The sequence below is a fragment of the Streptomyces sp. NBC_00859 genome (assembly GCF_045161865.1).
Lineage (GTDB): Bacteria > Actinomycetota > Actinomycetes > Streptomycetales > Streptomycetaceae > Streptomyces.
In genome coordinates, this window is sequence record NZ_CP108826.1 from 358,122 (window position 1) to 384,802 (window position 26,681).

27 protein-coding genes, 1 pseudogene and 1 riboswitch are annotated in these 26,681 nt (G+C 68.7%); of the genes and pseudogenes, 19 read left to right on the forward strand and 9 right to left on the reverse strand.

All coding sequences use genetic code 11. From position 1 onward, the window contains the following. Positions 1-60: 60 nt before the first annotated feature. Positions 61-1,275, reverse strand: a complete 1,215-nt coding sequence (locus OG584_RS01605) for an MFS transporter (RefSeq protein ID WP_405774195.1) — start codon at positions 1,273-1,275, stop codon at positions 61-63. A 277-nt stretch (positions 1,276-1,552) separates the two neighbouring features. Between OG584_RS01605 and OG584_RS01610 the strand changes: the two genes are divergently transcribed. The 8 genes from OG584_RS01610 to metE all read left to right on the forward strand — a co-directional run bounded on the left by OG584_RS01610 (position 1,553) and on the right by metE (position 13,865). Further along, a complete protein-coding gene (locus tag OG584_RS01610; protein ID WP_405774197.1) occupies positions 1,553-2,239 on the forward strand; it encodes a hypothetical protein in 687 nt (228 codons plus the stop codon). 330 nt (positions 2,240-2,569) lie between these two features. Continuing rightward, positions 2,570-3,760, forward strand: coding sequence for an ROK family protein (locus OG584_RS01615; protein WP_405774199.1), 1,191 nt, complete (start codon positions 2,570-2,572; stop codon positions 3,758-3,760). Between the two features lie 60 nt (positions 3,761-3,820). Then, a complete protein-coding gene (locus tag OG584_RS01620; RefSeq protein WP_405774201.1) occupies positions 3,821-5,152 on the forward strand; it encodes an extracellular solute-binding protein in 1,332 nt (443 codons plus the stop codon). A gap of 127 nt (positions 5,153-5,279) precedes the next feature. Further along, positions 5,280-6,176, forward strand: a complete 897-nt coding sequence (locus OG584_RS01625; protein ID WP_405774203.1) for a carbohydrate ABC transporter permease — start codon at positions 5,280-5,282, stop codon at positions 6,174-6,176. After that, positions 6,173-7,024, forward strand: coding sequence for a carbohydrate ABC transporter permease (locus OG584_RS01630; protein WP_405774205.1), 852 nt, complete (start codon positions 6,173-6,175; stop codon positions 7,022-7,024). The genes OG584_RS01625 and OG584_RS01630 overlap by 4 nt, the downstream gene beginning before the upstream one ends. A gap of 8 nt (positions 7,025-7,032) precedes the next feature. Further along, entirely contained in the window at positions 7,033-8,646 is a 1,614-nt protein-coding gene (locus OG584_RS01635; RefSeq protein ID WP_405774207.1) for a beta-N-acetylhexosaminidase, read from the forward strand. Positions 8,647-8,721: 75 nt separating this feature from the next. After that, positions 8,722-10,833 (forward strand): ricin-type beta-trefoil lectin domain protein, encoded by a 2,112-nt coding sequence (locus OG584_RS01640; RefSeq protein ID WP_405774209.1) that lies wholly within the window; start codon positions 8,722-8,724, stop codon positions 10,831-10,833. A 324-nt stretch (positions 10,834-11,157) separates the two neighbouring features. Beyond that, positions 11,158-11,382: riboswitch (cobalamin riboswitch) on the forward strand. A 158-nt stretch (positions 11,383-11,540) separates the two neighbouring features. After that, positions 11,541-13,865: a 5-methyltetrahydropteroyltriglutamate--homocysteine S-methyltransferase gene (gene metE, locus OG584_RS01645; RefSeq protein WP_405774211.1), complete on the forward strand. Its 2,325-nt coding sequence runs from the start codon at positions 11,541-11,543 to the stop codon at positions 13,863-13,865. A 152-nt stretch (positions 13,866-14,017) separates the two neighbouring features. On the opposite strand, the gene OG584_RS01650 is transcribed toward metE, so the two are convergent. The 4 genes from OG584_RS01650 to OG584_RS01665 all read right to left on the reverse strand — a co-directional run bounded on the left by OG584_RS01650 (position 14,018) and on the right by OG584_RS01665 (position 16,566). Further along, complete coding sequence (locus tag OG584_RS01650; protein WP_405774213.1) at positions 14,018-14,167, reverse strand: hypothetical protein; 150 nt, start codon at positions 14,165-14,167, stop codon at positions 14,018-14,020. 392 nt (positions 14,168-14,559) lie between these two features. Continuing rightward, on the reverse strand, positions 14,560-15,177 hold the full coding sequence (locus tag OG584_RS01655) for a class F sortase (protein ID WP_405783813.1): 618 nt from the start codon (positions 15,175-15,177) through the stop codon (positions 14,560-14,562). Positions 15,178-15,355: 178 nt separating this feature from the next. Continuing rightward, complete coding sequence (locus tag OG584_RS01660) at positions 15,356-15,799, reverse strand: hypothetical protein (protein ID WP_405774215.1); 444 nt, start codon at positions 15,797-15,799, stop codon at positions 15,356-15,358. A gap of 449 nt (positions 15,800-16,248) precedes the next feature. Then, a complete protein-coding gene (locus OG584_RS01665) occupies positions 16,249-16,566 on the reverse strand; it encodes an Rrf2 family transcriptional regulator (RefSeq protein ID WP_405774216.1) in 318 nt (105 codons plus the stop codon). A 417-nt stretch (positions 16,567-16,983) separates the two neighbouring features. On the opposite strand from OG584_RS01665, the gene OG584_RS01670 reads away from it, so the two are divergent. The 4 genes from OG584_RS01670 to OG584_RS01685 all read left to right on the forward strand — a co-directional run bounded on the left by OG584_RS01670 (position 16,984) and on the right by OG584_RS01685 (position 18,299). Further along, on the forward strand, positions 16,984-17,235 hold the full coding sequence (locus OG584_RS01670) for a hypothetical protein (protein WP_405774218.1): 252 nt from the start codon (positions 16,984-16,986) through the stop codon (positions 17,233-17,235). Next, positions 17,225-17,347, forward strand: coding sequence for a hypothetical protein (locus OG584_RS01675; protein ID WP_405774220.1), 123 nt, complete (start codon positions 17,225-17,227; stop codon positions 17,345-17,347). Before OG584_RS01670 ends, OG584_RS01675 begins: the two co-directional genes overlap by 11 nt. Before the next feature lie 185 nt (positions 17,348-17,532). Next, a complete protein-coding gene (locus OG584_RS01680; RefSeq protein ID WP_405774222.1) occupies positions 17,533-18,153 on the forward strand; it encodes an L-threonylcarbamoyladenylate synthase in 621 nt (206 codons plus the stop codon). Beyond that, positions 18,150-18,299, forward strand: a complete 150-nt coding sequence (locus OG584_RS01685; protein ID WP_405774223.1) for a hypothetical protein — start codon at positions 18,150-18,152, stop codon at positions 18,297-18,299. Before OG584_RS01680 ends, OG584_RS01685 begins: the two co-directional genes overlap by 4 nt. 193 nt (positions 18,300-18,492) lie before the next feature. Here the strand turns inward: OG584_RS01685 and OG584_RS01690 are convergent, their stop codons facing one another. Together OG584_RS01690 and OG584_RS01695 are read right to left on the reverse strand one after the other, a co-directional pair. Then, a complete protein-coding gene (locus OG584_RS01690; protein WP_405774225.1) occupies positions 18,493-19,371 on the reverse strand; it encodes a methyltransferase domain-containing protein in 879 nt (292 codons plus the stop codon). Between the two features lie 117 nt (positions 19,372-19,488). Then, positions 19,489-20,082 (reverse strand): helix-turn-helix domain-containing protein, encoded by a 594-nt coding sequence (locus OG584_RS01695; protein ID WP_405774227.1) that lies wholly within the window; start codon positions 20,080-20,082, stop codon positions 19,489-19,491. 94 nt (positions 20,083-20,176) lie between these two features. Between OG584_RS01695 and OG584_RS01700 the strand changes: the two genes are divergently transcribed. The 4 genes from OG584_RS01700 to OG584_RS01715 all read left to right on the forward strand — a co-directional run bounded on the left by OG584_RS01700 (position 20,177) and on the right by OG584_RS01715 (position 23,195). Then, positions 20,177-21,187, forward strand: coding sequence for an NAD(P)/FAD-dependent oxidoreductase (locus tag OG584_RS01700; protein ID WP_405774229.1), 1,011 nt, complete (start codon positions 20,177-20,179; stop codon positions 21,185-21,187). Positions 21,188-21,522: 335 nt separating this feature from the next. After that, the gene (locus tag OG584_RS01705; RefSeq protein WP_405774231.1) at positions 21,523-21,933 is read left to right on the forward strand and encodes a RidA family protein; all 411 of its coding nucleotides are present in this window, start codon (positions 21,523-21,525) and stop codon (positions 21,931-21,933) included. 565 nt (positions 21,934-22,498) lie between these two features. Beyond that, positions 22,499-22,768, forward strand: coding sequence for a hypothetical protein (locus OG584_RS01710; protein WP_405774233.1), 270 nt, complete (start codon positions 22,499-22,501; stop codon positions 22,766-22,768). A gap of 235 nt (positions 22,769-23,003) precedes the next feature. Then, positions 23,004-23,195 (forward strand): hypothetical protein, encoded by a 192-nt coding sequence (locus OG584_RS01715; protein WP_405774235.1) that lies wholly within the window; start codon positions 23,004-23,006, stop codon positions 23,193-23,195. Between the two features lie 111 nt (positions 23,196-23,306). On the opposite strand, the gene OG584_RS01720 is transcribed toward OG584_RS01715, so the two are convergent. After that, positions 23,307-24,101 (reverse strand): CDP-diacylglycerol diphosphatase, encoded by a 795-nt coding sequence (locus OG584_RS01720; protein WP_405783815.1) that lies wholly within the window; start codon positions 24,099-24,101, stop codon positions 23,307-23,309. Positions 24,102-24,564: 463 nt separating this feature from the next. Here OG584_RS01720 and OG584_RS01725 point away from each other — a divergent pair. Then, positions 24,565-24,951 (forward strand): annotated as a pseudogene (locus OG584_RS01725) (IS5 family transposase); the annotation flags it as partial. Then, positions 24,899-25,096, forward strand: coding sequence for a hypothetical protein (locus OG584_RS01730; protein WP_405784437.1), 198 nt, complete (start codon positions 24,899-24,901; stop codon positions 25,094-25,096). The pseudogene OG584_RS01725 and the gene OG584_RS01730, both read left to right, overlap by 53 nt. 10 nt (positions 25,097-25,106) lie before the next feature. On the opposite strand, the gene OG584_RS01735 is transcribed toward OG584_RS01730, so the two are convergent. Then, the gene (locus tag OG584_RS01735) at positions 25,107-25,697 is read right to left on the reverse strand and encodes a GNAT family N-acetyltransferase (RefSeq protein WP_405774237.1); all 591 of its coding nucleotides are present in this window, start codon (positions 25,695-25,697) and stop codon (positions 25,107-25,109) included. 388 nt (positions 25,698-26,085) lie between these two features. On the opposite strand from OG584_RS01735, the gene OG584_RS01740 reads away from it, so the two are divergent. Then, the gene (locus tag OG584_RS01740; protein ID WP_405774239.1) at positions 26,086-26,547 is read left to right on the forward strand and encodes a hypothetical protein; all 462 of its coding nucleotides are present in this window, start codon (positions 26,086-26,088) and stop codon (positions 26,545-26,547) included. Positions 26,548-26,681: the final 134 nt, after the last annotated feature.

Consider the following 26,681-nt stretch of genomic DNA (forward strand, 5'->3'; position numbering starts at 1 on the left):
AGCGGGGTGCCCGGCCCGATGGCGGCAGCTCACGGCGGCAGGCCGGGCACCCCTCTCCTGTCACTCGGTCGTGGTCGGCTCCACCGCCGAGTGGTGCAGCAGCCAGCCGCCCACCACCGCGGCGAGTGCCACCACGCATACGGAGAAGACGAGCCCGGCATCGCGCAGGCCGAGCGGGAGGGAGAGCGCGCCGACTCCGATGACCGGCAGTGAGATTCCCAGGTAGGCGACCACGAAGAAGGCAGAGGTCGTCTCGCCGCGCCGGTCCTTCGGCGTCCGGCCGGTCACCGCGGCCATCCCCGCACGGAACGACAGGCCCTGGCCGAGCCCGGACACCACCGCGCCCGCCACGAGCAGAGCGAGCGAGGTGAACAGCAGCGAGCAGCCGATGAGCACCATGCCGGCCACCAGGACGAAGCACCCTGCGGGCAGGGCCCGCCCCACACCGACCCGGTTCATCGCCAGCTGCCCCACTGTGGAGGCCGCGAAGGCCGCGAAGACCACCGCTCCGGAGACCGCCAGATCGTGCACCCCCAGCGTCTTGGCCATGAAACTGGGCGCGACGGAGGTGAACAGACCGAACATGGAAAAGCCGGCGAATGCCGCCAGTGCGGCGGGCACGAACACCCCGCGTACCTCCTGCGGTACGTGGGGGAGCCGGGGCCGCAGCGCGGGTCGCGGCTCCCGGCGCGGGACTGTCTCGGGCAGCGGCAGGGTCAGTGCGATGGCAACCATCAGCAGGCCCAGGTGGACGAGGTACGGCAGCCGGAGCGGCCAGGGGGCGTAGGCCGCCAGGATGCCGGCCAGCAGCGGGCCGCATCCGAGGCCGCCCATGTTCGCCGCGGTCGCCGCGAACCCGGCCCGGCCGCGGCTCTCCTCCGGTGCCAGCTCCATGACGGCGACGGTGGCGGTGCCGGTGAACAGTCCCGCGGACAGTCCGGACACCACCCTGCCGATGAACAGCAGCGGCAGGCCGTCCTCGAAGACGAAGCACACTGCGCTCGCCACGGAGAACCCCAGCGCCGCGAGGAGTACCGGACGGCGGCCGAGCAGATCGGAGAAGTTGCTCGCCAGGGTGAGCACCGCGATGACCCCGGCCGCGTACGTCGCGAAGATGATCGTCACCATCAGGGACGAGAAACCGATGTGCTCCTGATAGAGCCCGTACAGCGGGGTGGGCAGAGTGGTGCCGGCCATGCCGACCGCGAAGGTGAAAGCGGCAGCCTTGTAGTGCCAGGGGCGTCCGGGCGTCGAGATCTTCAGTCCGCTGTGCATAGCGAACACCGTAGCGACCGCGACTGCGTGGCGCGGGCGGGCGGGCCGTCGGCACGCTCGGCTCGGTCCAGCGGAGGCAACGCCTGGCGCCGCCGGACTCGTCGTCACGCACGTCCGTGAAGCGGGGTATGCCGAATCCCCCTGCCGGGCCGCGCTCGGAGCAGGCAGGCGGAGGCCGGTTCGGTGGCAGTGCTGGTCAGGCAGGGCCTTCGTGCTATAAACGGGCATGGCATTGAAGGCCGTACGAAGTGATGCACGCACATGGCCCGTTGAGCACATGCGGGAGCTCTTCAGTGAGGGTTTCCCGGATTTCATCACGGCTGACCGGCTGGTGAAGGAGTACATAGGCAGGGTCGGCGAGTGGTTCGCCGATCTGGACCTCATGATGGTCGATCAGCACGAGGTGCCGGTCGCGGCGGGCTGGGGAGTGCCGATCCGCTGGGACGGCCTGGCCGAGACCCTTCCCACCGGATACACGCAGGCGCTTGTTCGCGCTGTCGAGGGCTGTGAGAACGGGGCGGAGCCCAACACTCTGGTGATCTGCGGTGCAGTCGTCACCCCGGCGCTCAAAGGGCAGGGGCTCGCGGGCGAAACCCTCAAGGCTCTGCGTCGGACAGCGAAGGACCGTGGCTGGCCGAAGGTCGTGGCGCCGGTCCGCCCGACGACGAAGGCCCAGTACCCGTTGACACCGATAGAGAACTTCATGAGGTGGCGCCGGGACGACGGGATGGCTCTCGACCCCTGGGTACGGACCCACCAGCGCCTTGGTGCCGAGATCCTTTCGGCGGCCCCTGCCTCACAGACGATGACCGGCACGGTCACCGAGTGGGAGTGCTGGACCGGCATGCTCTTTCCCGAGTCGGGTGACTATGTGATCCCCGAAGGGCTGAGTCTGCTGAGGATCGACCGGTCTGCCGATGAGGGGGTGTACCGGGAGCCCAACATCTGGATGCGGCACAGCTGAACAGGACACCACCTCACGAGTCGCAGTCAGCGGCGTGCGGACACCATCTCACCGAGAGTCCCGCCACGCAGCGACCCCGGGGACGCCCGCCTGACTCGTATCGCGCCCCACCTCCTTCGGCGCCGGTCGCGGCCTGACGCGCCGACACACTTCCTTGCCCGGCGGGCGGATCAAACGGCGGGCGCCGCGCCCGCCCCAGCAGCTCCGGCCACCGATACGGCGCCGACCGGGGCAGGAAGTTTCCGGTGCGTTCCTCTTGACGGTGGCAAGAGCACGGCCAATTATCTAAAGCATCTTAAGTAAAGACACTTTAGGAAGCAGCCTCGCTCCATGACCGAATCCGCCACCCCTCCCACCGGGCCCCGCCGTCCGCAGCGCAGTCTGCTTCAAGTCCCCGCAACGCAGCGGCGGCCCCCGGAGCGGACCAAGGCCAGCACGCTGGACAGCCGGGTGCACAACCGGTCGCTCGTGCTGGCGACGCTCTACCACGAGGGCCCCAGGAGCCGCTCCGAGATCGCGCGGGCGTCCGGACTCACCGCCCCCACGATCTCCGCGCTCGTCGCGGATCTGGAGGAGGACGGGCTCGTCGCCGATATCGGCCCCCGGCAGGGCGCTGCACGGCTCGGCAAACCCGCCAGCCTTGTCCGCATCGAGGACAACTCGGTGCACCTCGTGGTGCTCGACCTGTCGCACAACGACCGCTTCAGTGGTGCGGTGCTCAACCTGCGGGGCGAGGTCGTCGCGCGCCGGGATGTGCCCCTCGGCGACGCCCTGGGTGCCGCCGCCCACGCACTGGTGATCCGGCTCGCCGCCGACCTGATCGACGCGGCTCCGCGCCGGGTGCTCGGCATCGGGGTCGGCTCGCCCGGCATCATCGACGACGCCGGGATCATCCGCCTCGCGGCCCATCTCGGCTGGACCGACCTGCCGTTGGCAGCCGAGCTGACCGACCGCTTCGGCATTCCGGCGTACGTCGGCAACGACGTGAATCTCGCGGCCCTGGGGGTGCTTCATTTCCGGGAGGCGCGGACCCAGAACCTCATGGTGATCTCGATCGAGCACGGAGTCGGGGCGGGGCTGATCGTCGGTGGCGAGCGCGTCGAGGGAGAGCAGTTCGCAGCAGGCGAGATCGGACACGTCACAGTCGACGAGCACGGTGAACTGTGTATGTGCGGACGGCGCGGCTGCCTCGATCTGGCCATCGACGCGGGCCACTTGAGCAGACGCCTCGCGCTGGCCGCCGAGGAGCGGCGGCCGGCCCTGCGGGCCGAGGCGGGCCGGGCGCTCGGCACCGTACTCGCCCCGATCATCAGCGTCCTCAACCTGAACGAGATTGTGCTGACAGGCCCTCCCGAACTGGTCGAGGGCGAGTTCCTCAGAGCCGCGAGGGAGGTCGTGCGGGCACGCACGCTGGGGCCGGTCAACGTCGCTCTCGACATTCGTTCCCTCGCCGGGGACACCGACCTGATCCTGCTCGGCGGTGCCTGCCTGGTGCTCGCCGCGGAGCTCGGGGTGCTGTGAAAGGGGGCTGCCCCCACTCCTCGCCGTACTTGATCCTTCCCCTTACTCACAGGAGTTGCGATGAAACACTCACGGTCTGCCACGGTCTGCGCCATCGGCCTGGCATCGGTTCTCACGCTGACCGCCTGCAACGGCTCCGGCACCGGCGGCTCAGGTGGCGGGGAGCAGAAGGTCACCGGCGCGAAGGGCGGGGGCAAGGGAAGGACGCTGACCGTCTGGGTCATGCAGGACGACTACTCCCCCGAGTCGCTCAAGGCGATGAAACAGGAGTTCACCGACAGGACCGGCGCCAAGGTCACGATGGAGACCCAGAGCTGGGACGGCATCGCCACCAAGCTCACGACAGCGCTGGCCACCGCGAACCCACCGGACGTCCTGGACCTCGGCAACACCCAGGTGGCGAGCTACGCCTCAAGTGGTGGCCTGATGGACCTGACCTCGTACGCCAAGGACCTGAAGCAGGGCCAGGATTGGCTGCCCGGCCTGGAGGACCCCTCCACGGTGGATGGCCGGCTGTACGCCGTACCGGGCTTCGCGGCCGCGCGCGCGGTGATCTACAACCGGACGATGTGGCAGAAAGCCGGCGTCAACAAGCCACCGAAGACGTACGCCGAGCTGGGATCGGCGCTCAGGAAGGTCAAGGCCGCGAACAGAGCTGCGGACTTCTCGGCGTTCTACCTGCCCGGCCAGCACTGGGCCACCGGCCTGCAGTTCATATGGGACGCGGGCGGCGAGGCAGCCACCAAGAAGGGCGGCAAGTGGACGGGCGGCTTCGGGTCCGCCAGGGCGCAGGCCGGTCTGGCCGAGTTCAAGAAGTTCCAGAACGCGTACTCGGCGCCCGCGTCCCGCACGGTCGACCCCCTCAATCCGGACCAGCTCCAGGTGTTCGCCGACGGCAAGGCAGGCGCCATCACCGCGACCAGCGGGCAGATCGCCCAGATCCAGAAGGCCAACCCCGGCCTCACGGACGCCGACCTGGGCTCCTTCCCGCTTCCTGGCACGTCCGGCACGGCGCAGCCGGTGATGCTGGGCGGCGCTGTGTGGGGCGTGGCGGCCAAGAGCAAACAGCAGGATCTGGCGCTTCAGTGGATGAAGATCGCCGCGAGCCCCGGCATCCAGGCCAAGTGGGTCGTCGGGCACGACGGCTGGAATCCGAACAGCTCCGAAGCGAACGAGAAGGCCATGTCGAAAGCCGCTCCGCTCAAGAAGGGCTTCTTCCAGGCAGCACTGAACTCCCGTGCCACGCCAGCGAGTCCGAAGTGGGCGTCCCTGGAGGCCGACAAGTCCATCAACCAGCTGTTCTCGGCCGTCGCTTCCGGCAAGAAGACCCCGGCGGACGCTGCCCGCGTGTTCGACGCGGCGGTGGGCAAGGCCCTCAATGCGACGGGCTGACGAAGTGAGCCGCCCCCGCGCTTCCGACGTCGGCGGGCTGCCCGCCGGGGACCGGGACCCGGCGATACGGGCGGCTCATATGAAGCGTGTGGTCATGCCCCGTACGGGAGACCGCCACCGACGGCCGGTGCGACCTCGGCGGCAGTGGGCGGTGGTGTGGCTGCTCTCGCCGGCCGGGCTGGTGATGGCTGCCTTCAGCCTCGCGCCCCTTCTGTTCCTCGTCTTCACCTCATTCACTGACTACGACCAGCGCACGTTGTTCACCGGCGAGTTCAGCATGGTCGGCACTCAGCAGTACGCCGCCATGTTCTCCGACCCGGAGTTCTGGACGTCTCTGGTGCGCAGCGTGCTGTTCACGGTGGCGATGGTGGCGGGCAGTATCGCGGTCGGGGTGGCCATGTCCCAGTTGCTCACCCGCCTGCGCGCCGGGATGCGTATGACGGTGACCGTCGTACTGATCCTCGCGTGGGCCATGCCGAACGTCGCTTCGTCGCTGGTCTGGAAGTGGCTCTTCCAGCCCGGCTACGGGGTGGTCAACTGGCTGCTCACCCAGGTGCACGTATTCGGCGACATGACCAACACCGACTGGGGGCAGAGCGCCTCTCTCGCATACCTCTCGATCTGGTTGCTGGTGGTGTGGCAGGCGGTGCCGTTCATCGCGCTGACCCTGTACGCGGCGCTCACGCAGATGCCGGTGGAGCTGCCTGAGGCCGCACGGCTGGACGGGGCGGGCGAGTGGCGGGTGTGGTGGTCGGTGACGCTGCCCTTCCTGCGGCCGACGCTGCTGCTCGTCACGATCATGTCGGTGATCTGGGACTTCAATGTCTTCAACCAGATCTGGCTGGTCTCGGCGGGTGGCCCCGACTCGGCGACGAGCACGCTGGGGATCTTCGCGTACAAGACAGCTTTCGTGTCCTTCCGGATCGGCCAGGGCGCGGCCCTGTCGGTCATCACCACCGCGATCCTCCTGGGGATCACGGCCATGTACATCCGCAGTCTGCTGCGCTCGGGGGAGGACCTGTGACGAACCGGCGTTACCGAGCGGGGAGCCCCCGGGGCGGGTGGCTGAACAACACCCTCGCCGTGGCCTTCTGCCTCGTGTGGATCTTCCCCGTCTACTGGATGGTCAACACGGCCTTCAAGCCGCGCTCCGAGGCGATGACCCCGACCCCGCACTTCTGGCCGGACTCTCCCACACTGCGCAACTTCGGCGCGGCGATCAACCAGACCAGCTTCCTGACGAACCTGCGCAACAGCCTGATCGTGGTGGGCGGCGCTGTACTGCTCGCCGTGGTCATCGGGACGTTCGCCGCGGCAGCACTCTCCCGGTTCCGCTTCCGTGGCAGGCGCGCCATCATGGTGTCGATCCTGATCGTGCAGATGCTGCCGATCACGGCGCTGCTCATCCCGACCTTCCTGATCTTCAACGAGATCGGGCTGGTCGGCACGTACACAGGTCTGATCTTCGCGTACGTGGCCACCGTGCTGCCGTTCTCCATCTGGGTCATGCGCGGGTTCTTCATCACGATTCCGGCCGAGATCGAGGAGGCCGCGCGCCTCGACGGCGCGACCACCTGGCAGACCCTCACCCGGATCCTCTTCCCCCTGGTCGCACCCGGCGTGATCGCGTCCAGCATCTTCGCGTTCATCACGGCGTGGAACGACTATCTGGTCGCCTACACCTTCATGAAGGACCAGGACCACTACACGCTGCCCGTATGGCTGGCGTCGTTCAGCACACCGGCCACCGGCACCGACTTCGGCGGCCAGATGGCCGGCTCGGTGATCTTCTCCCTGCCGGTCGTCGTCTTCTTCCTGATCATCCAACGCAAACTGGTTTCCGGCATGTCCGCCGGCGCCGTGAAGGGATGACCCACGTCATGCTCCTCCCCCGCCCCACATCGGCCGCGCCCGGCGACGGCACGTTCCCGCTGGCCGCCTCCACCCGGATCACCGCGCCCGGTGAACTGGCGCAGACGGCGCACTGGCTCCAGTCGGTGCTGCGTCCGGCCACGGGGCTGCCGCTGCCGGTGAACGGCACGTCAGGTCCCGCCCTGGCACTCGCCCTTGATGCCCGGATACCCGCCGAGGGCTTCCGTCTGACCTGCGGCCCGGCCGGAGTCACCCTCACGGGCGGTGACACCGCAGGAGTCTTCTACGGCTGCCAGGCGCTGCGCCAGCTGCTGCCGCCTCAGATCTATCGCGCGGCGCCGGTGTCCGGGGTGCGCTGGGAAGTGCCGTACGGGGTCATCGAGGACTCCCCGAGGTTCCGCTGGCGAGGCACGATGCTGGACGTTGCCCGGCATTTCATGCCCAAGCACGACGTACTGCGTTTCATCGACCTGCTGGCGGTGCACCGCTTCAACACGCTCCACTTGCACCTGACGGACGACCAGGGCTGGCGGGTGGAGATCCTGCGCCACCCCCGGCTGACCGAGGCGGGATCCTGGCGCCGCGAATCCCAGCTCGGCGCGGCGGCGGACGCCCCTGCCGACGGCCGCCCGCACGGCGGTTACTACACGCAGGACGATGTACGCGAGATCGTCGCGTACGCCACGCAGCGGCACATCACCGTCATGCCGGAGATCGACGTCCCGGGCCACTCACAGGCCGCTATCGCCGCCTATCCCGAACTGGGCGTACGCGGCGAGAGGCTGGAGACGAGCCCTCGGTGGGGCATCAACACGAACATCCTCAACGCGGAGGAGTCGACACTCGACTTCTTCCTGGGCGTGTTCGACGAGGTGATGGACCTCTTTCCGGGCCGGTTCATCGGCATCGGCGGCGACGAGTGCCCGAAAGACCAGTGGGACACCGATCCGCGCACCCAGGAGCTGATGCGGGAGCGAGGGCTCGGCGGGTCGAAGGAGCTCCAGTCGTGGTTCCTCGGCAGGATCGCCGCGCACGTCGCAGGTCGCGGGCGCCGGGTCTTCGGGTGGGACGAGATCCTGGAGGGCGCCGTCCCCGAGGGCGTGGCGGTCGCCTCCTGGCGCGGCATGACCGGTGCCCGTACTGCGGCTCGCCGGGGGTACGACGTGATCTCGTGCCCCGACGACCAGGTGTACCTGGACTACCGGCAGTCGGATCTGGACAGCGAGCCGATCCCGTTCGCGGTGCCGCTGACGCTTGCTGACGCGTACAGCTTCGATCCGGTGCCCGACGGGCTCACCGAACAGGAGACCACCCGGATTCTTGGTGGGCAGGCCAACATCTGGACCGAACACATGGATTCGCCGCGGACCGTCGACTACTACGTCTTCCCACGCCTGTGCGCGATCGCGGAGGCGCTGTGGAGCCGGGGCGAACGGGACTTCGACGAGTTCCGCGTACGGCTCGCCGCGCACCTGGCCCGGCTCGACGCCCTCGGCGTCGAGTACCGGCGCGAGGCCGGCCCGCTGCCGTGGCAGCGCCGGCCCGGTGTGCCGGGCAAACCGGCCACACGCGCCGACTGGGCCGAGTTCATCGACGGACTCGTGGCCGACATCAAGTCCTGAATGCCCGCGCCCTCATCCGGCGTCAGAAGGGCTCTCCAGAGTACCTGCGGTTCCGTGTCACCCAAGGGAGGAACAGTGAAGCAAGGAAGAGGACGACGGGCCGGCCTCGCTGCCGTGTCCGCGCTCACCATGGCGGTGGCCGGAGCGGTGGGCCTGCCCGCCGCGAACGCCGCCGCGGCCACCGGCACAGTGACCATCGGCGGCAAGTGTCTCGACGTCGCCGACGGCAGCACGGCCGACGGAACCGCTCTCCGGTTGACCGACTGCGACGGCGGCACAGCACAGCAGTTCAGCTGGTCGGACGACGGAACCGTCAAGGTGCTCGGCAAGTGCCTCGACGTGACCGGCGGTTCGGATGCCAATGGCTCGCTCGTCCAGCTGTACGACTGCGCGCACGTGAACCAGCAGAAGTTCGATTACCTGCCCGACGGCACGATCTACAGCGCCAAGTCCGGCAAGTGTGCTGCCGTCCAGGGGGAGATCGCCGACAACTCACGCGTGGGGCTCGCCCCGTGCGACCCGAAGCAGAAGGCGCAGAAGTGGACCGCCGGTTCGGCCCCCGGCCCCGCGTACAGCCTCTCGGCCGGCGCCCCGGTCGAGTACCGCAACCCCGACGACACACCGGCCGGAGTGTTCACCGCGAAGGACGGCCGGTTCTACTACCAGCAGGCACACTCGCTGTACGGCGCGAGCGACTCGCGCCAGTGGAACTTCTACAGCGGCGCCGACTTCGATTCCGCACAACCCGACCCGATATCCGGCGCGGTGAACCCCGGCAACTCGAAGGACCGCAACGACGACACCACCTGGCGCTGCGACAACAGCCCCACCGGCAAGGACGCCACCCCGGCACCGGACACCACGAGCTACGCCCATGCCAACTACTGCGACCTGGCCGGTGTGTGGGTCGACCCGGAGAGCGGCGACTGGTACGGCCTCGTACACAACGAGTTCACGCCGGCCCCCTTCGGGGACGGCATGCACTACGACGGCATCGACTACGCCGTCTCCAGGGACCAGGGCAAGACCTGGTCGATCAAGGACCACGTCATCACGTCGCCGTACAGCACGGAGCGCGGCGACACCGGCCGGTTCCCGAAGGAGACGTACGACTACGGCGACGGTGACCCCCGCCTCTACGTCGACAACGCCTCGGGATACTTCTATGTCTTCTACGCCTCCCGGGTACTGAACAAGTCCGGCGGCGGCAACATCTGGCACCAGCACGTGGCGCGCGCTCCCATCGCGCTGAAGATGGCGCCCTCCTCCTGGAAGAAGTGGCACGACGGCACATGGGAGTCACCGGGCGCCGGCGGAGCCGAGTCCAACATCATTCCGTCGGACGGCGACGGCACCGGCTACACCGCGCCCGGTGACGACTACAAGCCATCGACCGGCGGCAGCGCCGCTGACCAGGTCGCACAGGGTGCCATGCCGGACAACTCACAGCTCGCCGTCATGAACATCACCTGGAACGCCTATCTGGGCAAGTACATCGGCACACCGCAGAACAACATCGCCCAGGCCACCGACACCAAGACCCCGCTGCACTTCTATGCGACGGACGACCTGGCCACCCAGAAGTGGGTGGACATAGGCAGCGTCGCGGACAATCAGAACGCCTCGTGGTATCGCTGGTTCCTCGACTCGGAGACCCGGACCACATCGAGCGTGGTGGGCAGGACGTTCCGGTCGTACTGCTCGTTCTCCTGCGACACCTATACGGGTGAGTACGCCGACATCACCATCGAACCCACGTCGAGGACGGCGCTGCCTGCCTTTCCGGTCAGCGGCAGGGCCAGGGAGATCAAGGCCGCGGACGGCGGCGCGCTCTCGCTGGGCAGCGGCGAAGCCCTCCGCTGGAAGGTCACGAGTACCGGCGACGGGTTCTTCACGGTCGCCGACGCCCACGGGCGGCCGCTGCGCGTCGCGGACGGTACGAAGGGGCGCGCCTGGGGCGCCGCTGTCTCACTCGGCAGGGCGGGAGCCGGCACAGCGGCCACTTCGCAGTGGTACCTCCAGGAGATCGTGAAGTCCCCTGACACAAAGGGCCCTTCGAAGGCCACAGGAAAATACCGGCTGGTCAACCGCTACAGCGGGCTCGCTCTGAGTCTCGGCGGCCACGGCTCGGCCACGACCGAGCCACCACACGCGGATACGGCCCAGATGCTGACGTTCAGCCCCTGACAGTCGAGGACGGCACGGCGGCGCCCGGCGCCCGCAGGCCGTCCGGATACAACGGGAGAGTGGCCCTTCCCCTCGTGTTCGACGAAGTGGCGGCAGGCATCGGCGGGGTGGTGGTTCTGGCCGCCCGGCAACACCTCGGTGTCGCCGGGCGGCCAGAGCGGCCCGGCCCGGACTCCGGTGTGTCGCGCTCCCCCGGCCCGAGCTCGACACGTCCGGCACGCGACTTCCCTCAATGACGCGGATGACCGCCCGTAGCAGCGTTCCGTGGCTCACGTCACCGTCCGGAATGTGAGCCGATGCCTCCACGAAGACACGTCTCCCCCTAGGCTGGGCCGTGCAACTGGTTCGCCCCGTCCGCCAGGCGGGAGGCGTCGTAAGAGGGAACCCGGTGGAAATCCGGGACTGCCCCGCAGCGGTGAGTGGGAACGACCGCCGTCATACGCACTGGGCCCGGCCGGGTCTGGGAAGCGACGGCCAGTAGATGGACGCCCTTTCGGGGGGTGACCGTGCCCACGAGTCCGAAGACCTGCCCGTTGCCCGTGCGCGACCCATCGCGCACGGACATCCCGGTGACCTCGTGGGCGGGTCGGCGCGCATACGGCGGACAACCGCGCCTCATGGCACGGGCCGACCGCCGCATTCGTCTACCCTTCGCGCTCGCGTCCCGTCCCGGGATTTCAACGAGTCATCTCGCGAAGGAGATTTCCGTGACAGCGAAGCCCGCAGCCGCGGCAGCACGGGCCACCGTGTACGGCTACCCCCGCCAGGGCCCGAACCGGGAACTGAAGAAGGCCATCGAGGGCTACTGGAAGGGCCGGACCAGCTCGGACGCCCTCCAGGAGACCGCAGCCGGCCTGCGCAGGTCGAACTGGCTGCGTCTGGCGGAGGCCGGCATCCATGAGGTACCCACCGGCGACTTCTCGTACTACGACCATGTCCTCGACACCAGCGTCATGGTCGGCGCGGTCCCCGCGCGGCACCGGCAGGTGGTCGAAGACGGCGCACTCGACGGTTACTTCGCGATGGCCCGCGGCACCCAGGAACTGGCGCCGCTCGAGATGACCAAGTGGTTCGACACCAACTACCACTACCTGGTGCCCGAACTCGGACCGGACACGGTGTTCACAGCCGACTCCACCAAGCAGACCGGGGAGCTCATCGAGGCGATCGCCCTCGGCCTCGCCGCCCGCCCCGTACTCGTCGGCCCCGTCACCTATCTCCTGCTGGCCAAGCCGGCCCCCGGCGTCGCCGCGGACTTCGAACCGCTGACTCTGCTGGACCGGTTGCTGCCCGTCTACGCCGAGGTACTCGCCGACCTGCGGGCGGCGGGCGCCGACTGGGTCCAGCTGGACGAGCCGGCGCTGGTCCAGGACCGTTCCCCCGCCGAGCTGAACGCGGCCGCTCGCGCCTACCGTGACCTGGGTTCACTGACCGGCCGTCCGAAGCTGCTCGTCGCCTCCTACTTCGACCGGCTGGGCGACGCGCTGCCGGTGCTGGCAAAGGCTCCGGTGGAGGGGCTCGCACTCGACTTCACCGATTCCGCGGCAGCCAACCTCGCAGCGCTCGCCGCCGTCGGCGGGCTCCCCGGCAAGCGGCTCGTCGCCGGTGTGGTCAACGGGCGCAATATCTGGGTCAACGACCTGGAGAGGTCGCTCGCGACACTCGGCACCCTGCTGGGGCTCGCCGATCAGGTGGACGTCTCCGCCTCCTGCTCGCTCCTGCACGTGCCGCTCGACACTGCCGCCGAACGGGATGCCGACCCGCAGATCCTGCGCTGGCTCGCCTTCGCCCGCCAGAAGACCACGGAGATCGCCACTCTCGCCAAGGGCCTCGCCCAGGGTGCCGGTGCCATCACGGCCGAACTGGCCGCCAACCGCGCCGTCCTCGCGTCCCGGGAGAGCTCGGCGATCACCCGCGACCCTGCCGTACGGGCCAGGGCCGCCGCGGTCACGGGGGCGGACGCACGCCGCTCCCAGCAGTACCCGGAGCGGGTCCACGCCCAGCGCGCCCATCTCGGGCTGCCGCTCCTGCCGACCACCACCATCGGTTCCTTCCCGCAGACCGGAGAGTTGCGGGCCGCCCGCGCCGACCTGCGAACCCGCCGCATCGATACCGCGGGATACGAGGAGCGTGTCAGGGCCGAGATCCGGCAAGTGATCGCCTTCCAGGAGAAGACCGGACTCGACGTCCTGGTACACGGCGAACCCGAGCGCAACGACATGGTGCAGTACTTCGCCGAGCAGCTCACCGGCTATCTGGCCACCCAGCAGGGGTGGGTCCAGTCGTACGGGACCCGTTACGTCCGCCCCCCGATCCTGGCCGGGGACATCTCCCGGCCCGAGCCGATGACGGTGCGGTGGACGACGTACGCCCAGTCCCTCACCAGCAGCCCCGTCAAGGGCATGCTCACCGGCCCCGTCACCATGCTGGCCTGGTCCTTCGTCCGCGACGACCAGCCGCTCGGCGACACGGCACGCCAGGTCGCCCTCGCCCTGCGCGACGAGGTCGGCGACCTGGAGACGGCCGGTACGTCCGTCATCCAGGTCGATGAGCCCGCCCTGCGCGAGACACTGCCGCTGCGCACAGCCGACAGGCCCGCGTACCTGGACTGGGCCACCGAGTCCTTCCGGCTCACGACGAGTGGCGTGCGCCCGGACACCCAGATCCACACCCACATGTGCTACGCGGAGTTCGGCGACATCGTCCAGGCCATCGACGACCTCGACGCCGATGTCATCAGTCTCGAAGCAGCCCGCTCCCACATGCAGGTCGCCCGCGAACTCGCCGCGCACAGCTACCCTCGCGAGGCCGGTCCCGGCGTGTATGACATCCACTCCCCGCGTGTGCCGAGCGCCCAAGAAACAGCAGCCCTGCTCCGCAAGGGACTTGAGGCCATTCCGGCCGAGCGGCTCTGGGTCAACCCGGACTGCGGCCTGAAGACCCGCGGCTGGCCCGAGACCCGTGCCTCCCTGGAGAACCTCGTCACGGCTGCCCGCGAGGTCCGCTCCGAACTCGCCACCGGGGGTTCCTGACCGGCCGGCGGGGCCGGGCCGGAGGTGCTGCCGGCCCGGCCCCGATCCGGGCTCCGCCTGGCGGGACACGCGGAGCGTGCTCGCCGGCCGGGCGGCCGGCGAACGCCCGTAACGGGTCTTCCTGAGCGAAGCTCACCCACGAGCCTTCGCGACTACCCGAACGTGAACGAGTACGCCTGGATACCGATGGCCGGCCGGATCTCCACGGTCGCCTGCCCGGCAGCGTGGTCGTCCACAAGCTTGAAGAGGGTGGGGGCTCCATGGACCTGCAGGGTCTTGGTGAGCTTGCCGTCGACGTACACCGGCGCGCTGGATCGCGTCGGTAACGTTGAAGGCGAGGGCCAGCGCCAGGACGATCGTCAGCGCTCCAGCGGCAATGCGGAGCTTACGGGCCCGCGTCCGGAACGCACTGACCCGCTCAGCGACCCCGCCGGCGGCCAGCGCAAAGATCAGCAGGGGACTCGCGGTCCCGACGGCGAACGACACCGTCAGGGCGACGATGTCGGCATTGATCTGCCCGCGTGCGCGGGCCCCGTGATCGCCGCGAGCACGGGGCCCGCGCACGGGACGTACAGCAGGCCAAGTCCCAGATCCGGGATCCCAGGAGTCCATGGACGGCGCACCGGACAGCTTGGACTCTCGCACTTCCCGGTGCCTGGTGGAACGGTGAGGGGGAAGCTGGTTGCGGGCCGCGTCACTTGGTTCCGGTGAGGTGGGCGTAGACGACGACATTGCCGAGGTACCGCTGGTGCTTCTTGTCGAATCCGCCCCCGCAGGTGATGAGACGCAGTTCGGGCCGGGTGGCCGCGCCGTAGACCTTCTTGTTGGGGAACGCCCTGGCGCTGTAGACCTCGACCGCGTCGATGGTGAAGACAGCGGTCGCCCCACCGGTACGGTCGATCCGGACGGTGTTGCCCTTTTTCAGGGATCCCAGGCCATAGAAGACGGCCGGCCCTTTCCGGTTGTCCACGTGGCCGGCTACGACGGCTGTGCCCGTGGAACCGGGGCTGGTGCCGCCCTTGTACCACCCCGCGAGATTGGGGTCATTGTCCGGCGGCGCCGCCAGGCTGCCGTCCTCCTGCAGACTCAGCGGCATCAGCGGCGCGTTGACCCGCAGGGCCGGGATGCGCACGCGTTCGGGCACGGATGGAGCCAGCGGAGCGACGGCCGACGGCGCGGAGGCCTCCGGGGCGGACGGGTGACCGGGAGCGGCGAAACCCTGGGCCGCTCCGGGCTGCGGTGGCGGCATCCGTGCCCACAGGCCATTACTGATCAGCGCGGCAGCCAGACCGGCCACCATGGTCATCAGCATCGCGACGACTGCGCGGCGCGCAATGCCGGTAGTGGCCACGGGTGCGGGACGGGCCCTCGCCGGGACGTGACGGTCCATGGATTCCTGCCTGGCATACGGGCCGGGGCAGGCCACGCCCTTGCGCCCGGGACAGCGCCCGGGGCGCAAGGGGGGGCGACGTCCGGCGTACGGACTTCTGTCAGGCGCGGCTGTCGCCGCGGCGGCGGCGCAGGACCAGCGAACCGGCCGCGACGGCGGCGAGGAGGCCGGCGCCCAGCGCGATGTCGGTGCTGTTGACGCCCTGGCTGGTGCTGCCGATGCCGGTGTGCACGGTGCCCGACGGCACCTTGGAGTCGGGGCAGATACGAGCGGCGTCCGATGCCAGTGCGTTCGCGTTCGACTGGAGCTTGTCGACGTTGTCCTGCTCGGCCTTGCCCGGGTGGCCACCCTGGGCGACCTGATCCTTGTAGTCCTTGACTGCGGCCCGGTAATCCGCCTCGGCCTTCTGGGCGTCCGAGGTGGCCTTCGAACAGGCCGCAGTCGTCTGCGGAGCCTGCACCACCGCGGCGTGAGCCGAGGGGGCGGTCAGTACGACAGTCGCACCAAGTGCTGCCGTACCCAGAAGCGCATGTATAGGACGCATGATCCAACCTTCCGCGAGCGCGGATGCAGCACCTGTGTGCCGCGAACGATCGAGTCCGTACTCACAGGATCGATCAGAGCGCAGTCCCGGCCCCCGGGCTTCCCGACGGCTTGTCAGCGGCAGCCGAACTCCGCATCAGGTATCGAGCCATCAGGTCGATCGCCGCAGCTCAGATGGGCTAGTGGCAGCACGGAGCGGGGCGCTCCCGGCAACCCCGCCGAACGAGTGACCAGCGGGCCTTCCAGACAGGGACCCGGACCTCCGGAGCCCCGGGACGCACCGCAGGCAGGCGGCTCGGCATGCCCCAATACGGACACGTCGGCCCGAGCCGTCGGCGGCTCGCAGGCGGAGCCGGAACCCGCGGGTCCTCCCCCGGCGCCGGACCACACGCGACGACGGTGCCTGCGGGCTCAAACAGCCGGGTGGCGCCTGACGCCCGGTCGCAACGGCTACCCGGTGGCCGTGCCCCTGGCCCGTGCCGCTTGCGCCAGGATTCGTGCGTTGCGCTCGCGCACTTCGGAGGGCAGCCGCCCCACAACATCCTGGACGGTTGTCGAGCGGAACGACTCGCGCCACGCCTCGTGCGCGTCAGCCATCACCGACGCGAATCCGCACAGCCCTGGGCACTGATCGGGGGCGATGGCCCCGGTGCCACGCCGGCGGATCTCCTGGCAGCGGAACGGTGAGGCCGAACCCTCGACGGCCTCCAGGATGTCCAGCACCGTGATCCGCTCAGCCGGGCGTCCATCTGCGGGCCCACACCGCACCCCTGCGACAGGCGGACCATGCTGCAGGTGGCGCGTTCGACGCAGGATGGGATGCCCTGGTGACGCAGATCCGCGCCGACGAAGCCGACCCGGACCAGGCGGCCGGGCCCCGTGCCGCTTGCCTCGGTCACGCCGGGTTTCTGCTGCTCTGAGAGATCGTCGCCCGCCGCAGTGGTGTGCTCTTCGGTGAATTCCTGGAGGCCCACGTCACCCGGCCGCTCGGCCTGGCGTCCGCGCTCGGTGGCCCCCCTGGGGTGCGGGTGGTCGACGTACCCTTCCTCGGGCCCAGCGAACTGGCCGCCCGCGTCGGGAAGTTCGACGTGTCGCGGGGCTGTCCGAGCCCGTGCGTGGCCGGGGCCGATCGCGGACGCGGCCCTCGTGGCCGAACTCCTGCGCCGGGGAGGGACACTGGGCGAGGTGACTGTTCTTCGCCCGGACACCTGCGCACAGCTGACTCGCGACCATCGCGCTCCCGGGCAGGTCGACGCCGCCTTCGGCGTCCCCATGCGATGGGAGCTGGGCCTCATGATCGACACCTTCGACTTCGGCCGCCACTGCTCACCACACACCTTCGGCCACAGCTGCGGAAGCGCCTGCCTCGTCCTCGCCGACCCCGATGTCCGGCTCGCCCGTCGCGGTCCACTTCCATGGCAATACGGTGCTGGCTGATCGCGTCCGGCGGGACCACGCGAGCTGCACCGCCATCTACCGCGACCTCGGCCTGGCACGCGAGGACGCTCCCGACCGCGACCACATCGCACCTGTGCTGGGCTCGATCTGACAGCTCCGGCCGCTTTTGACGGGCAGATCCTGACCGGCAATGGAGGTTCTGACCCCACTGGTGGCGCTCCGCGCACCCAGGAGAAGGTGCACCCTCCCGGCAGGCCGGACGGAACGCCGTGGCGGGCAACCAGTCGTCGGCCGGGGGTTCCGTCCCCGGGTCCGCCGACCGCGTAGGCTCGACGGATGGCCAAGTATTTTGACGTGCACCCCGACAATCCACAGCGACGCACCATCAGCACGGTGGCAGAAAGCCTCCGGTCCGGAGCGCTCATCGCGTACCCGACGGACTCCTGTTACGCACTGGGATGCCAGCTCGGCAACCGTGAGGGCATCGGCCGGATCCGTTCGATCCGCAACCTCGACGATCGCCACCACTTCACCCTCGTGTGCCAGGACTTCGCCCAGCTGGGGCAGTTCGTGCACATCGACAACGACGTGTTCCGCGCGATCAAGGCAGCGACCCCCGGCAGTTACACCTTCATCCTCCCCGCGACGAAGGAGGTACCGCGCCAGCTGCTGCACCCGAAGAAGAAGACAGTGGGGGTCCGGATTCCGGATCACATCGTCGCCCAGGCCCTGGTCACCGAACTCGGCGAGCCGCTGCTCTCGAGCACCCTGCTCCTGCCCGACGAGGAGGAGCCCATGACGCAGGGCTGGGAGATCAAGGAACGGCTCGACCACTCACTGGACGCCGTGGTCGACTCGGGTGACTGCGGCACCGCTCCGACCACGGTGATCGACTTCTCCGACGGCGAGCCCGAGATCGTACGCCGGGGAGCGGGCGACACCACGCGGTTCGAGTGAGCGCTCTCTCGTCGACCTGGAACACCCAGGACATACACCTGGAGTTGTCCACGGCGAACATCGTGTTCGCGGTCCGGTTGACCATCAAGGGGATCCTGGACCGGACTCCGTTCGGTCCGATGCCCCGTACCGGGACCCGGTCCTGACCCGGACGACGGTGGAGCGGGTCAGGAAGCCGGGTGGAGTTGCCCGACCGGGTACCCGGCGGGACGCTCACTGAAGCGGTCGGCCTCACCTGAGCCGGACCAGCCGTGCGGGCCCCGGCGTACCCCCCGAAGTGGGCGCTCGGCGGCGAACAGGCGCAGGGGGCGGGCGGCATGCGACCGAGGGGGCGCCGGGTCACGGTCGACGCGCGGCCCACACAGCACGTTCGGTCCGTACGACGAGGTCACTGCGGCGCAGAATGCTGTGCGAGCTGCCGGTGTCGAGCAGTTGGTCGAGTGCGGCGAGGTCCTCGGGTGACAGGACGCCGGTGGCGGTACCGCGCAGGCGCTGCAGGCTGGCGAGGGCATAGCGGCCGATCGCCGGAGAGCGGGAGCCTTCGATGTTCACTGTGACGGTGCGTTCGCCCTCCACATTGAATCCGGCGCCGGTCAGCTTCGGGCCCCAGTCGGCGCCACGGTGTGGGACATGCTCGGCGTGGTACCGGTCGCCGGCCGCATGGCAGCGCTCCTCAAGACCCGGCCACTCTTGCGGAGCGCCTTCGGGCAGGAAGCGGGGGAAGCCGGCCAGCTCGACGACGGCGAGGAGGCCGCCCGGACCGAGCGCGTCATGGACCTGGCGCAGGGTGCGGTCGGGGTCGGCCATGTGGTGCATGGACGCCGATGCCCACACCAGATCGACCGTGCCCAGGTCCGGCCAGGTGCTGTCGAGGTCGGCCTGAACTGTGTGTACGCGATCACCGACGCCCTGGGCGCGCGCCTTGTCCTGCAGGCGCTGCAGGTGGTCGGCCGATGCGTCGACCGCGGTGACGTGCGCCTCTGGGAATCGGCCGAGCAGGGCGAAGGTGCCGGCGCCGGTACCGCAGCCCAGGTCGACGATCCGGCGAGGGCTCCCTTCCAGCGGCAGCCAGTTGATGATGGACGCGATGTGTTCGGCGAGGACTTCGGCGTCCAGGTCCAGCATCTCCGCCTGACCACCCGAGTCGTCGGCGTGCCCATGGTCATGTCCCTGTTGGTGGGAACGGTGCGCCTCGTGGCTATGTGCGGTGTGGGTCATGCCGTCACGGTAGATACACCATGCGCCACGTGCACGAGTGCTTGCCGATATGGCAAAGCGATACCCTCTCCGACTGCTGGAGAGGCATAAAACCCACCCGGCGCGCCGACTGCTCGGTCATGGCCATGGCTGCTCCTCTTTCGGAGTGTCCTTGTCACGCTGGTGGCCGCGCCGGGCGTCCCGGTCGAAGATTCCCAGGAGCTCGCACGGGCCGCCTTCGGCGCCGATCGCATGCGGGAGCATGGTGGGAAACTCGGCCGCCTGGTTGGTCTCCATGCGAAACCGGCGATTGCCCAGCAGCAGGACGGCGGTGCCTGAGAGGACGACGAGCCATTCGCGGCCCGGGTGCGCGCGCAGGCGTGAAGGGCTGTCGGGCGGCGGGTCGGTCATACGCTGGCGCACGACGGTCATGCCGGGATCGGCCTTGATGGGCCAGCGCAGCACCCCACGAGCACCGTCGATCATCGGGCTGGAGATCACGTCGTCGGCGGCGGTCTCGACCAGCTGGTCAAGTGGGGTGTCCAGGGCGCGCGCGATGGTGACGAGCTGGTCCAGGGCCAGGCGGCGCTGCCCGTTCTCGATCCGGCTGAGCGAGGACTGACTCATCCGGGCACGTGTCGCCAGCTCCTCGAGCGACCAGCCCTGCGCCACTCGCAGCGCACGGATGCGCTTGCGCACCAGGCTCTCCAGCTCACCATCATTTTGCGTCATAGGCATCAGCGTATGCCTTGGCCGCAAACTGCGCTTACGTTCATGGTGTGCGGCCCCGCAGCCGGGGTCCGCCGAGCTCGACGAAAGGACCGCCATGCCTGTGACCAGTACTGAGAACGCGACCGGCATACTGCCCGATGGAACGGTCGACGCCGTGGTGATCGGCGGCGGCGCCGCGGGCTTGAACGGCGCGTTGATGCTCGCCCGCTCCCGCCGCTCGGTCGTCGTGATCGACAGCGGCACGCCTCGCAACGCCCCGGCTGAGGGCGTGCACGGTCTGCTCGGTCTGGACGGCATTCCACCCGGCGAGCTCCTGGCACGCGGTCGAGAGGAGGTACGCCGTTACGGTGGACGGGTGGTGACCGGTGAAGTGGTCGCCACCGCCCCCGCCTCGCGGTCCCCCGAGGGCGATCTGCGTTTCACCGTCACACTGGCCGGCGGCGGCTCACTGCGGACCCGGCGGGTGCTGGTCGCGACCGGGCTGCGGGACGCCCTGCCGGACATCCCCGGGCTGGCCCGGCACTGGGGACACGACGTGGTGCACTGCCCCTACTGCCACGGCTGGGAAGTACGTGACGAACCCATCGGGGTCCTGGCCACCGGCCCCGCCTCCGTCCACCACGCGCTGTTGTTCCGCCAGTTGACCGCGGACCTGGTCTACTTCTCCCGGGGCGGCGGCCTGGATGACGACACCCGGGCCCGGTTCGCAGCCCGTGACATCAGGGTCTTCGATACGCCGGTGGCCGGAGTCGAGTCCGACGCGAGCGGCATCACCGCCGTGCGGCTCAGCGACGGCCGTGCAGTCCCGCGGCGCGTCCTCGCCGTGGCGGCGGGCCTGCTGGCCCGAACCGACGGGCTGGACGGCCTCCGGCTGCCGATGGAGGACCTGCCGAACGGGATGGGCCGCTGCTTCACGTCCGGCGTGGCAGGCATCACCGACGTGCCGGGGGTGTGGGTGGCCGGCAACGCCACCGACCTGGCCGCGCAGGTCGGCGCTTCGGCTGCGGCAGGTGCCCTGGCGGGGGCCCGTATGAACGCCGACCTCGTAACCGCCGACACCGACGCGGCCCTCACGGCCGCGCTCTCCGACGCCGTTCAGGTCTGAAACACCGCGCCGTACGACGAGGTGCGCCGCGGACCCCCGAATCGCCGTCCGTAACGCCACAGCCACCTGCTCGGATGCTGACCCCGCATGCGTGCTTGGCATGCGACGGGCCGGCCGGATCTCATGGTCACCTCCGTACCGGTCAGCGGATACCTCTCGATCCTGCCGGCACGGTCGCCGTGGGTATCGGGACGGTTCTGCCGATGACGCCGTCCACCCGCGGCGCCCAAGACGATCTCCACGTCGCTCGTGGAAGCGAAAAATGAAGGCGGATCCGGCGGCAGGTTGGCAGGATGTACACGCTCAACTCCCGCAGAGAAAGGGGCCCGACGATCGTGTCTCGTGCCATCACTTTGATTCGCTCCGCCGCCCTGTCCGACGTAGCCGAGTACGCGTATGCGGCCACGGCACCCGCCGGGGCACGCCTGGTCTTCCTCGCCGGGGCATGCCCGCTGAACCATGACGGCTCGACAGCCGCGGTCGGGGACTACGCGGGCCAGGCGGCGAAAGCCATGGAGAACATGCGGATCGCCCTCTCCGCCTCAGGCGCCTCGCTGGAGGACGTCATCAGTACACGGGTCCTTGTCGCATCGACCCGGCGCGAGGACCTGGTGGCTGCCTGGGAGGTAGTCCGGGACTCGTTCGGCGACCATGACGCCCCGAGTACCTTGATGGGCGTCACCGTGCTCGGATACGAGGACCAGCTGGTCGAGATCGAGGCGGTCGCCGCCGTGATCGACTCCTGAGTTCCCTCAAGGGCCCGCACGACCGCGACACGGCAGGCGTCGGGACGGGCAGCTCGGGGCCGGACCCCTCCACCGAGGACGATTGCCCGTTGGACGACTGGGTGTTGAGCCAGGTGCACGCTGGTCGGGCCAACGTGCGCTTCGTCCCCACAGCCAGTGGCCACTCCCCCACGGGAACGTCGAGCGATTCTTCTCCGCGTTCCAGCCACGCACGTGCGGGCCAAGTGTTCGTCGCTGTCTCCGTGGGGCCGATGGCCATGGCGGACAGCCGGGAGCCACTGCGACCGACGGCAGCCCGCGCGGCCGGGAAGCGGAGGAGCACCCTCAGGGTATGCGCCCAGAACATCCCCCCGGTCCACCCCGGAGATGCCATGCCCCTGCAGATGAAGTTGGATGCGATTACTCTCGATTGCTCTGACCCACTGGCTCTGGCATCGTTCTATCAGCGGCGACCGGGCTCGAACCGTGCTGGAGAGTCCGGCAGAGGGTGCGGCCCGACTACGCTGGTTGCCGGATGAAACTGTCTCTCTTCCCACCGGCGCCGGCGTGGGGCATGCGACGCCGATTGACCCTTGTATTCGCGCCGGGCCCAGGAAGAGTCGTTTCGAACTCTCACTTCGAGAAGGGCACAGTCGTCCTCGACCGCACCTGGATCAACCTCTACGAGCCTCGAACGGTCCGGCGATTGATCGACGCCGTGACACCCGATCTGGAGGCCCGGCCGGCGGTACGGAATCCCGAACTCGACGGCTGGCCCTACTGCACGGAAGTCATGGACCACACGGAGCTACCATTTCTTGGCGATGAACTCACGGTGACCGGTGGCGAGTTGTAACGACATCGCCAAGGCTTCAGCACGCCCCGTCGCGCATTACTTTGCACAGAACGGGGCGCTGCGGGCAGGGGTCAGCCAACGGTGCATCACACATCCCTTCAACTCAACACCGCCACATGACCCACCGAGGGCAGAAAGGAGTTGTTCCACGACCGACGAACCAGCCCGTCCACTCAGCGACCTACACGCGGGCGAGCGAATCCGAGCCACCATCACCAGCCACCAGCCGTGGGGCATGACAGCGAAGATCCACGGATACGAAGCGGTCGGTGCCTCACTGGACGTCATCCGGCGCGGCAGCGAACCCGGAGTGAGCCGACTCGCCCAGAACCTGCCCGCCGTGGGCACCACCACCGAGCTCGTTGTCGGCAGAATCCGCCAATGGCACCACGCGCCCTGGGTGTGGGTGGACCTGACGAGTGACTGATGCTCCCGCTGCAAGTCGGCAGAGGCGCACTGTCCCACTGGAGAGCATTGGCGCCACAGGACTCATCGCCCGCTCCGCTGCCAGGGACCATACGTTTCTCATGCTGAGGACTCAGCTGTACACAAGAAGGTGGTCACACGTATTCGTGCCGTCGTGGAGCGAAGGGTCGCTGTTGAGGACGTAGAAAGCCCCGGCGAATCCCGTAGCCGTCATCTTCGGCACCACGATCAGCGTCTGGTCCGCCATGTTCAGCCCGTTCGGCTTCACTACGTACTGTTGCAACTGCGCGAAGAGATTCATCCCGAGACTGGGCAGCCTGAGGACTCGGTACGTACGGTCCCCCGTCCCGTCCGAGCCCGTGACCGGTGCCCGGTACTTCACGGCGTCCCACTGCGCGGGGTTGGTGGCCATCCGTCCCGTCATCTCCAGCTCCTGCAGCCGCCGTTGCGTGCTCGCCCGGACCCCGGCCATGTGAATGTGCAACTGGTTGAGGAACCGGGCGCTCTGCGAGTTGATCCCCAAACCGATATTGGGATACTGCACGGGGACGCTCCCTCCGCTCCGGGCGTTCTCCCATGCGTCATTCCAGTAGTTTGGCGCGCCCGAGGTCTCGATGAACGGGCATTCGATACCGGTGATCCGGCAACTGGGGGTCAGGAGATAGTTGTGCTGGCTCGACGGCCTGCCGTGCAGTACGACGTAGTCCGAGGTCACCTTCAGGCAGGCGGGAGGGTTCTGCCCGGGGGGCAGGGGCTTTCCTTGCGTGCAGTACTGGACGTCCCGCCACAGCGGATCGTTGTCGGAAGGGCTTCCGCACAGGGGTTGGAGCTGAGCAGGAGGGCAGGTCGGGGTCCCCCCGGGAGGTGGAGTGGGGCACGCGTCGGGGACGACGGGGTCTGCGTGCATCGGGTCGGCTGCCGAAGCTGTGTCTCCGGCCGCCGCTCCCACGCCGGTCACGAGCGTCGCCGCACCGATGGCACCGGAGAACGCAACGAACCGACGCCGAGGCAGCTGGTTCGAAGTCTTGTCGTCATTCATGCGTGCTCTCCGATGGTGATGTCCACTGCATGGACTTCCCGGACACGAGTCAGAAAGGGCGGGATCGCCCAATTCTGGACTCGCGGATTCGCTCACAGGGTAGGGAGCGACGAGCGGGTTGCCTATCGACCGACCCGGCCAGTGTCACGTGTTCCACCATTCAGCGGCCATCCCGTTCAGGCCTCTCCTTCGCAGTGGACTACCGCAGGAGACATCGCCGAAGGATCAGTGTCGGCGACTGTCCTCGTGGCGCGGCCCAGCTACTACGACACCGCGGCCGGAGCCGAGGAACGACTGGGAGCTGTCCTGGCGATCATGTGCCCGTCAACCGATGTGCCCCTTGTTCCGGGTATGGGGCGGAGAACGTGGTGATCTGCCGGACGTGGAGTGGGAGCGGTTACGGCCGTTCCTGCCGGTGAGCAATGGGCGATGCGGGCGGTGGCGTGATCACCGGCAGGTGATCGACGGGATCTCGCACCGGGCACGGACCGGGGTGCAGTGGCAGAGATCTGCCGGTGCGGTTCGGTCCTTGGAAGACGCTATGAGCACCATCGACTGTGGTCGGCGGACGGCACATGGGAGCGCCTCCTGCAGCAGGCCCAGACCGCGGCCGCCGCGATGGGCCGGATTGACTTGGACATCTCAGTGGGTTTCCACCATCGTCCGTGCCCACCAACACGCGGCAGGCGCCCTCACCACCCCACCGCCCGTTCCAAAGGCGGTACAAGAAGCGCAAAGCCGTCGAACGGGCCATCAGCAGACTCAAGAACTCCCGGGCCGTCGCGACGCGACACGAAAAGTGCCGCTACGTCTTCCTCGGCACCGTCAGCGTCGTCGTGCTCGTCATCTGGCTACGTTCATGATTGGTGCCCGTCAGACCCAGCCCCCTCGGATTCGGGCGTGCAGATGCATGTCGTGCCTGCCGTCGTCATGCATGGCCGCACTGCGCTGGGTTCCTTCGAGCAGGTAGCCCGACTTGGCGGCAACCCCGCAGGAGGCATGGTTGCGCGTCGAATGCTCGAGGTACAGACGGTAGAAGCCGATCTCATCCAGCGCCCAGGCTGAGAGTGCTGCCATCGCCGAGGTCGCCACACCGCGGCCGCGGGCCGTCGGGAGAATCCAGTAACTGACTTCGGCGACACCGTCGTTGAAGTCGAAGCCGCGCAGCGCGATTCGGCCGAGAACCTCACCGTCCTCGCAGGCGACAGCCCAGTGACCGCCCTTCTCGCTTCCCCAGTCCTGGCGGTAGGCATCGAACCACTCCAGGACGCGCGTCTCCGTCCGAGGGCGGCGCGTGTGCCAGCGGCAGATCTCATCGTCCTGGTAGGCAGAGAGGAACACCGGAGCGTCAGCCGGTTCCCAAGGCCGCAGTAACAGACCTTGAGCGGCGGGCAGTACGGGCTGAGAGGAGCCCGAGAGCAGACCGAAGGGAAGCGCGGGCGGCGTCGACAATTCGCGAGTCACGGGCCATGATCGCCCGACAGCGACGATACAAGTCAAGGCCAGCCGAATCCCCACCGGGCGAAGCGTCGACAGTGATCGCCGGGGCAACTCCCGGAGCAGACCCCTGATCCACGCCACACCCTCGACACGACACGGTGGAGCCGTCGAGACTCGGGCTCTGGCTCGCATTCCGTGAAGGAAACACGAAGAGGCACACGGAGTAGCGAGGGCTTTGCTCATCTCCCTGACACCTCCGGGGTTCACTGGGCAAGCTGGGTGCATGGATCAAGGTGTGGCGGCTGTGATTGCTGCCGGAGCGGGCCTGGTTGGCGCTATGGGCGGAGCAGCTGTGGCAGGAATCGCTGCGGTCCGTGGGGCGCGCGTGGGAGCGGAGAAGACGGCGCGGGCCATGCAGAACCAGGTCGATGCCCAGGCTCGGCACGTGCGCGAGGATTGGCTCTTGCAGCAGCGGGTGGACGCCTCTCTGCAATTCCTTTCTGCCTACGACCACTACATCCCCGCTGTCCGAGCGTTCCAGGCTGCCTTGTCCAATCCCGACGGAGACAGCCGGGAGCCAAGGCGTGATGCCGTGCGCACCACCGGCCACGGTCTCACTGTGGCCTACTTCCGTCTGCGCGTCTTTGGTCCGCAGGAGATCCAGGCGTCGGCGGGAGACCTTCGCGCTGCCGTGAGCACTCTCTCGGACAGCCTCGTTGAATGGGAACTATCCCTCGCCACCCAGGAGGCGGAGGCGTGGCGAAGTGAGGAGGTGGTGACGCAGCGAATCGTGGATGCCGCGACCGCCCACGACGCTTTCGCGTCTCGCATCAACGAGATCGTTGGCACCGTGGATGGCTTTGTTCGCGAGTGATGGCTCCGGCTCACTTCGACACACTGAGCGGAAGATTCTTCAACCTGCGCTGATAGCAGTCACGCACCCCGTCCGACAAACAGCCACAGTCCGGGCAGTCCGCCCCGGTCGCGCGGCCTCCTGCCACACATCGA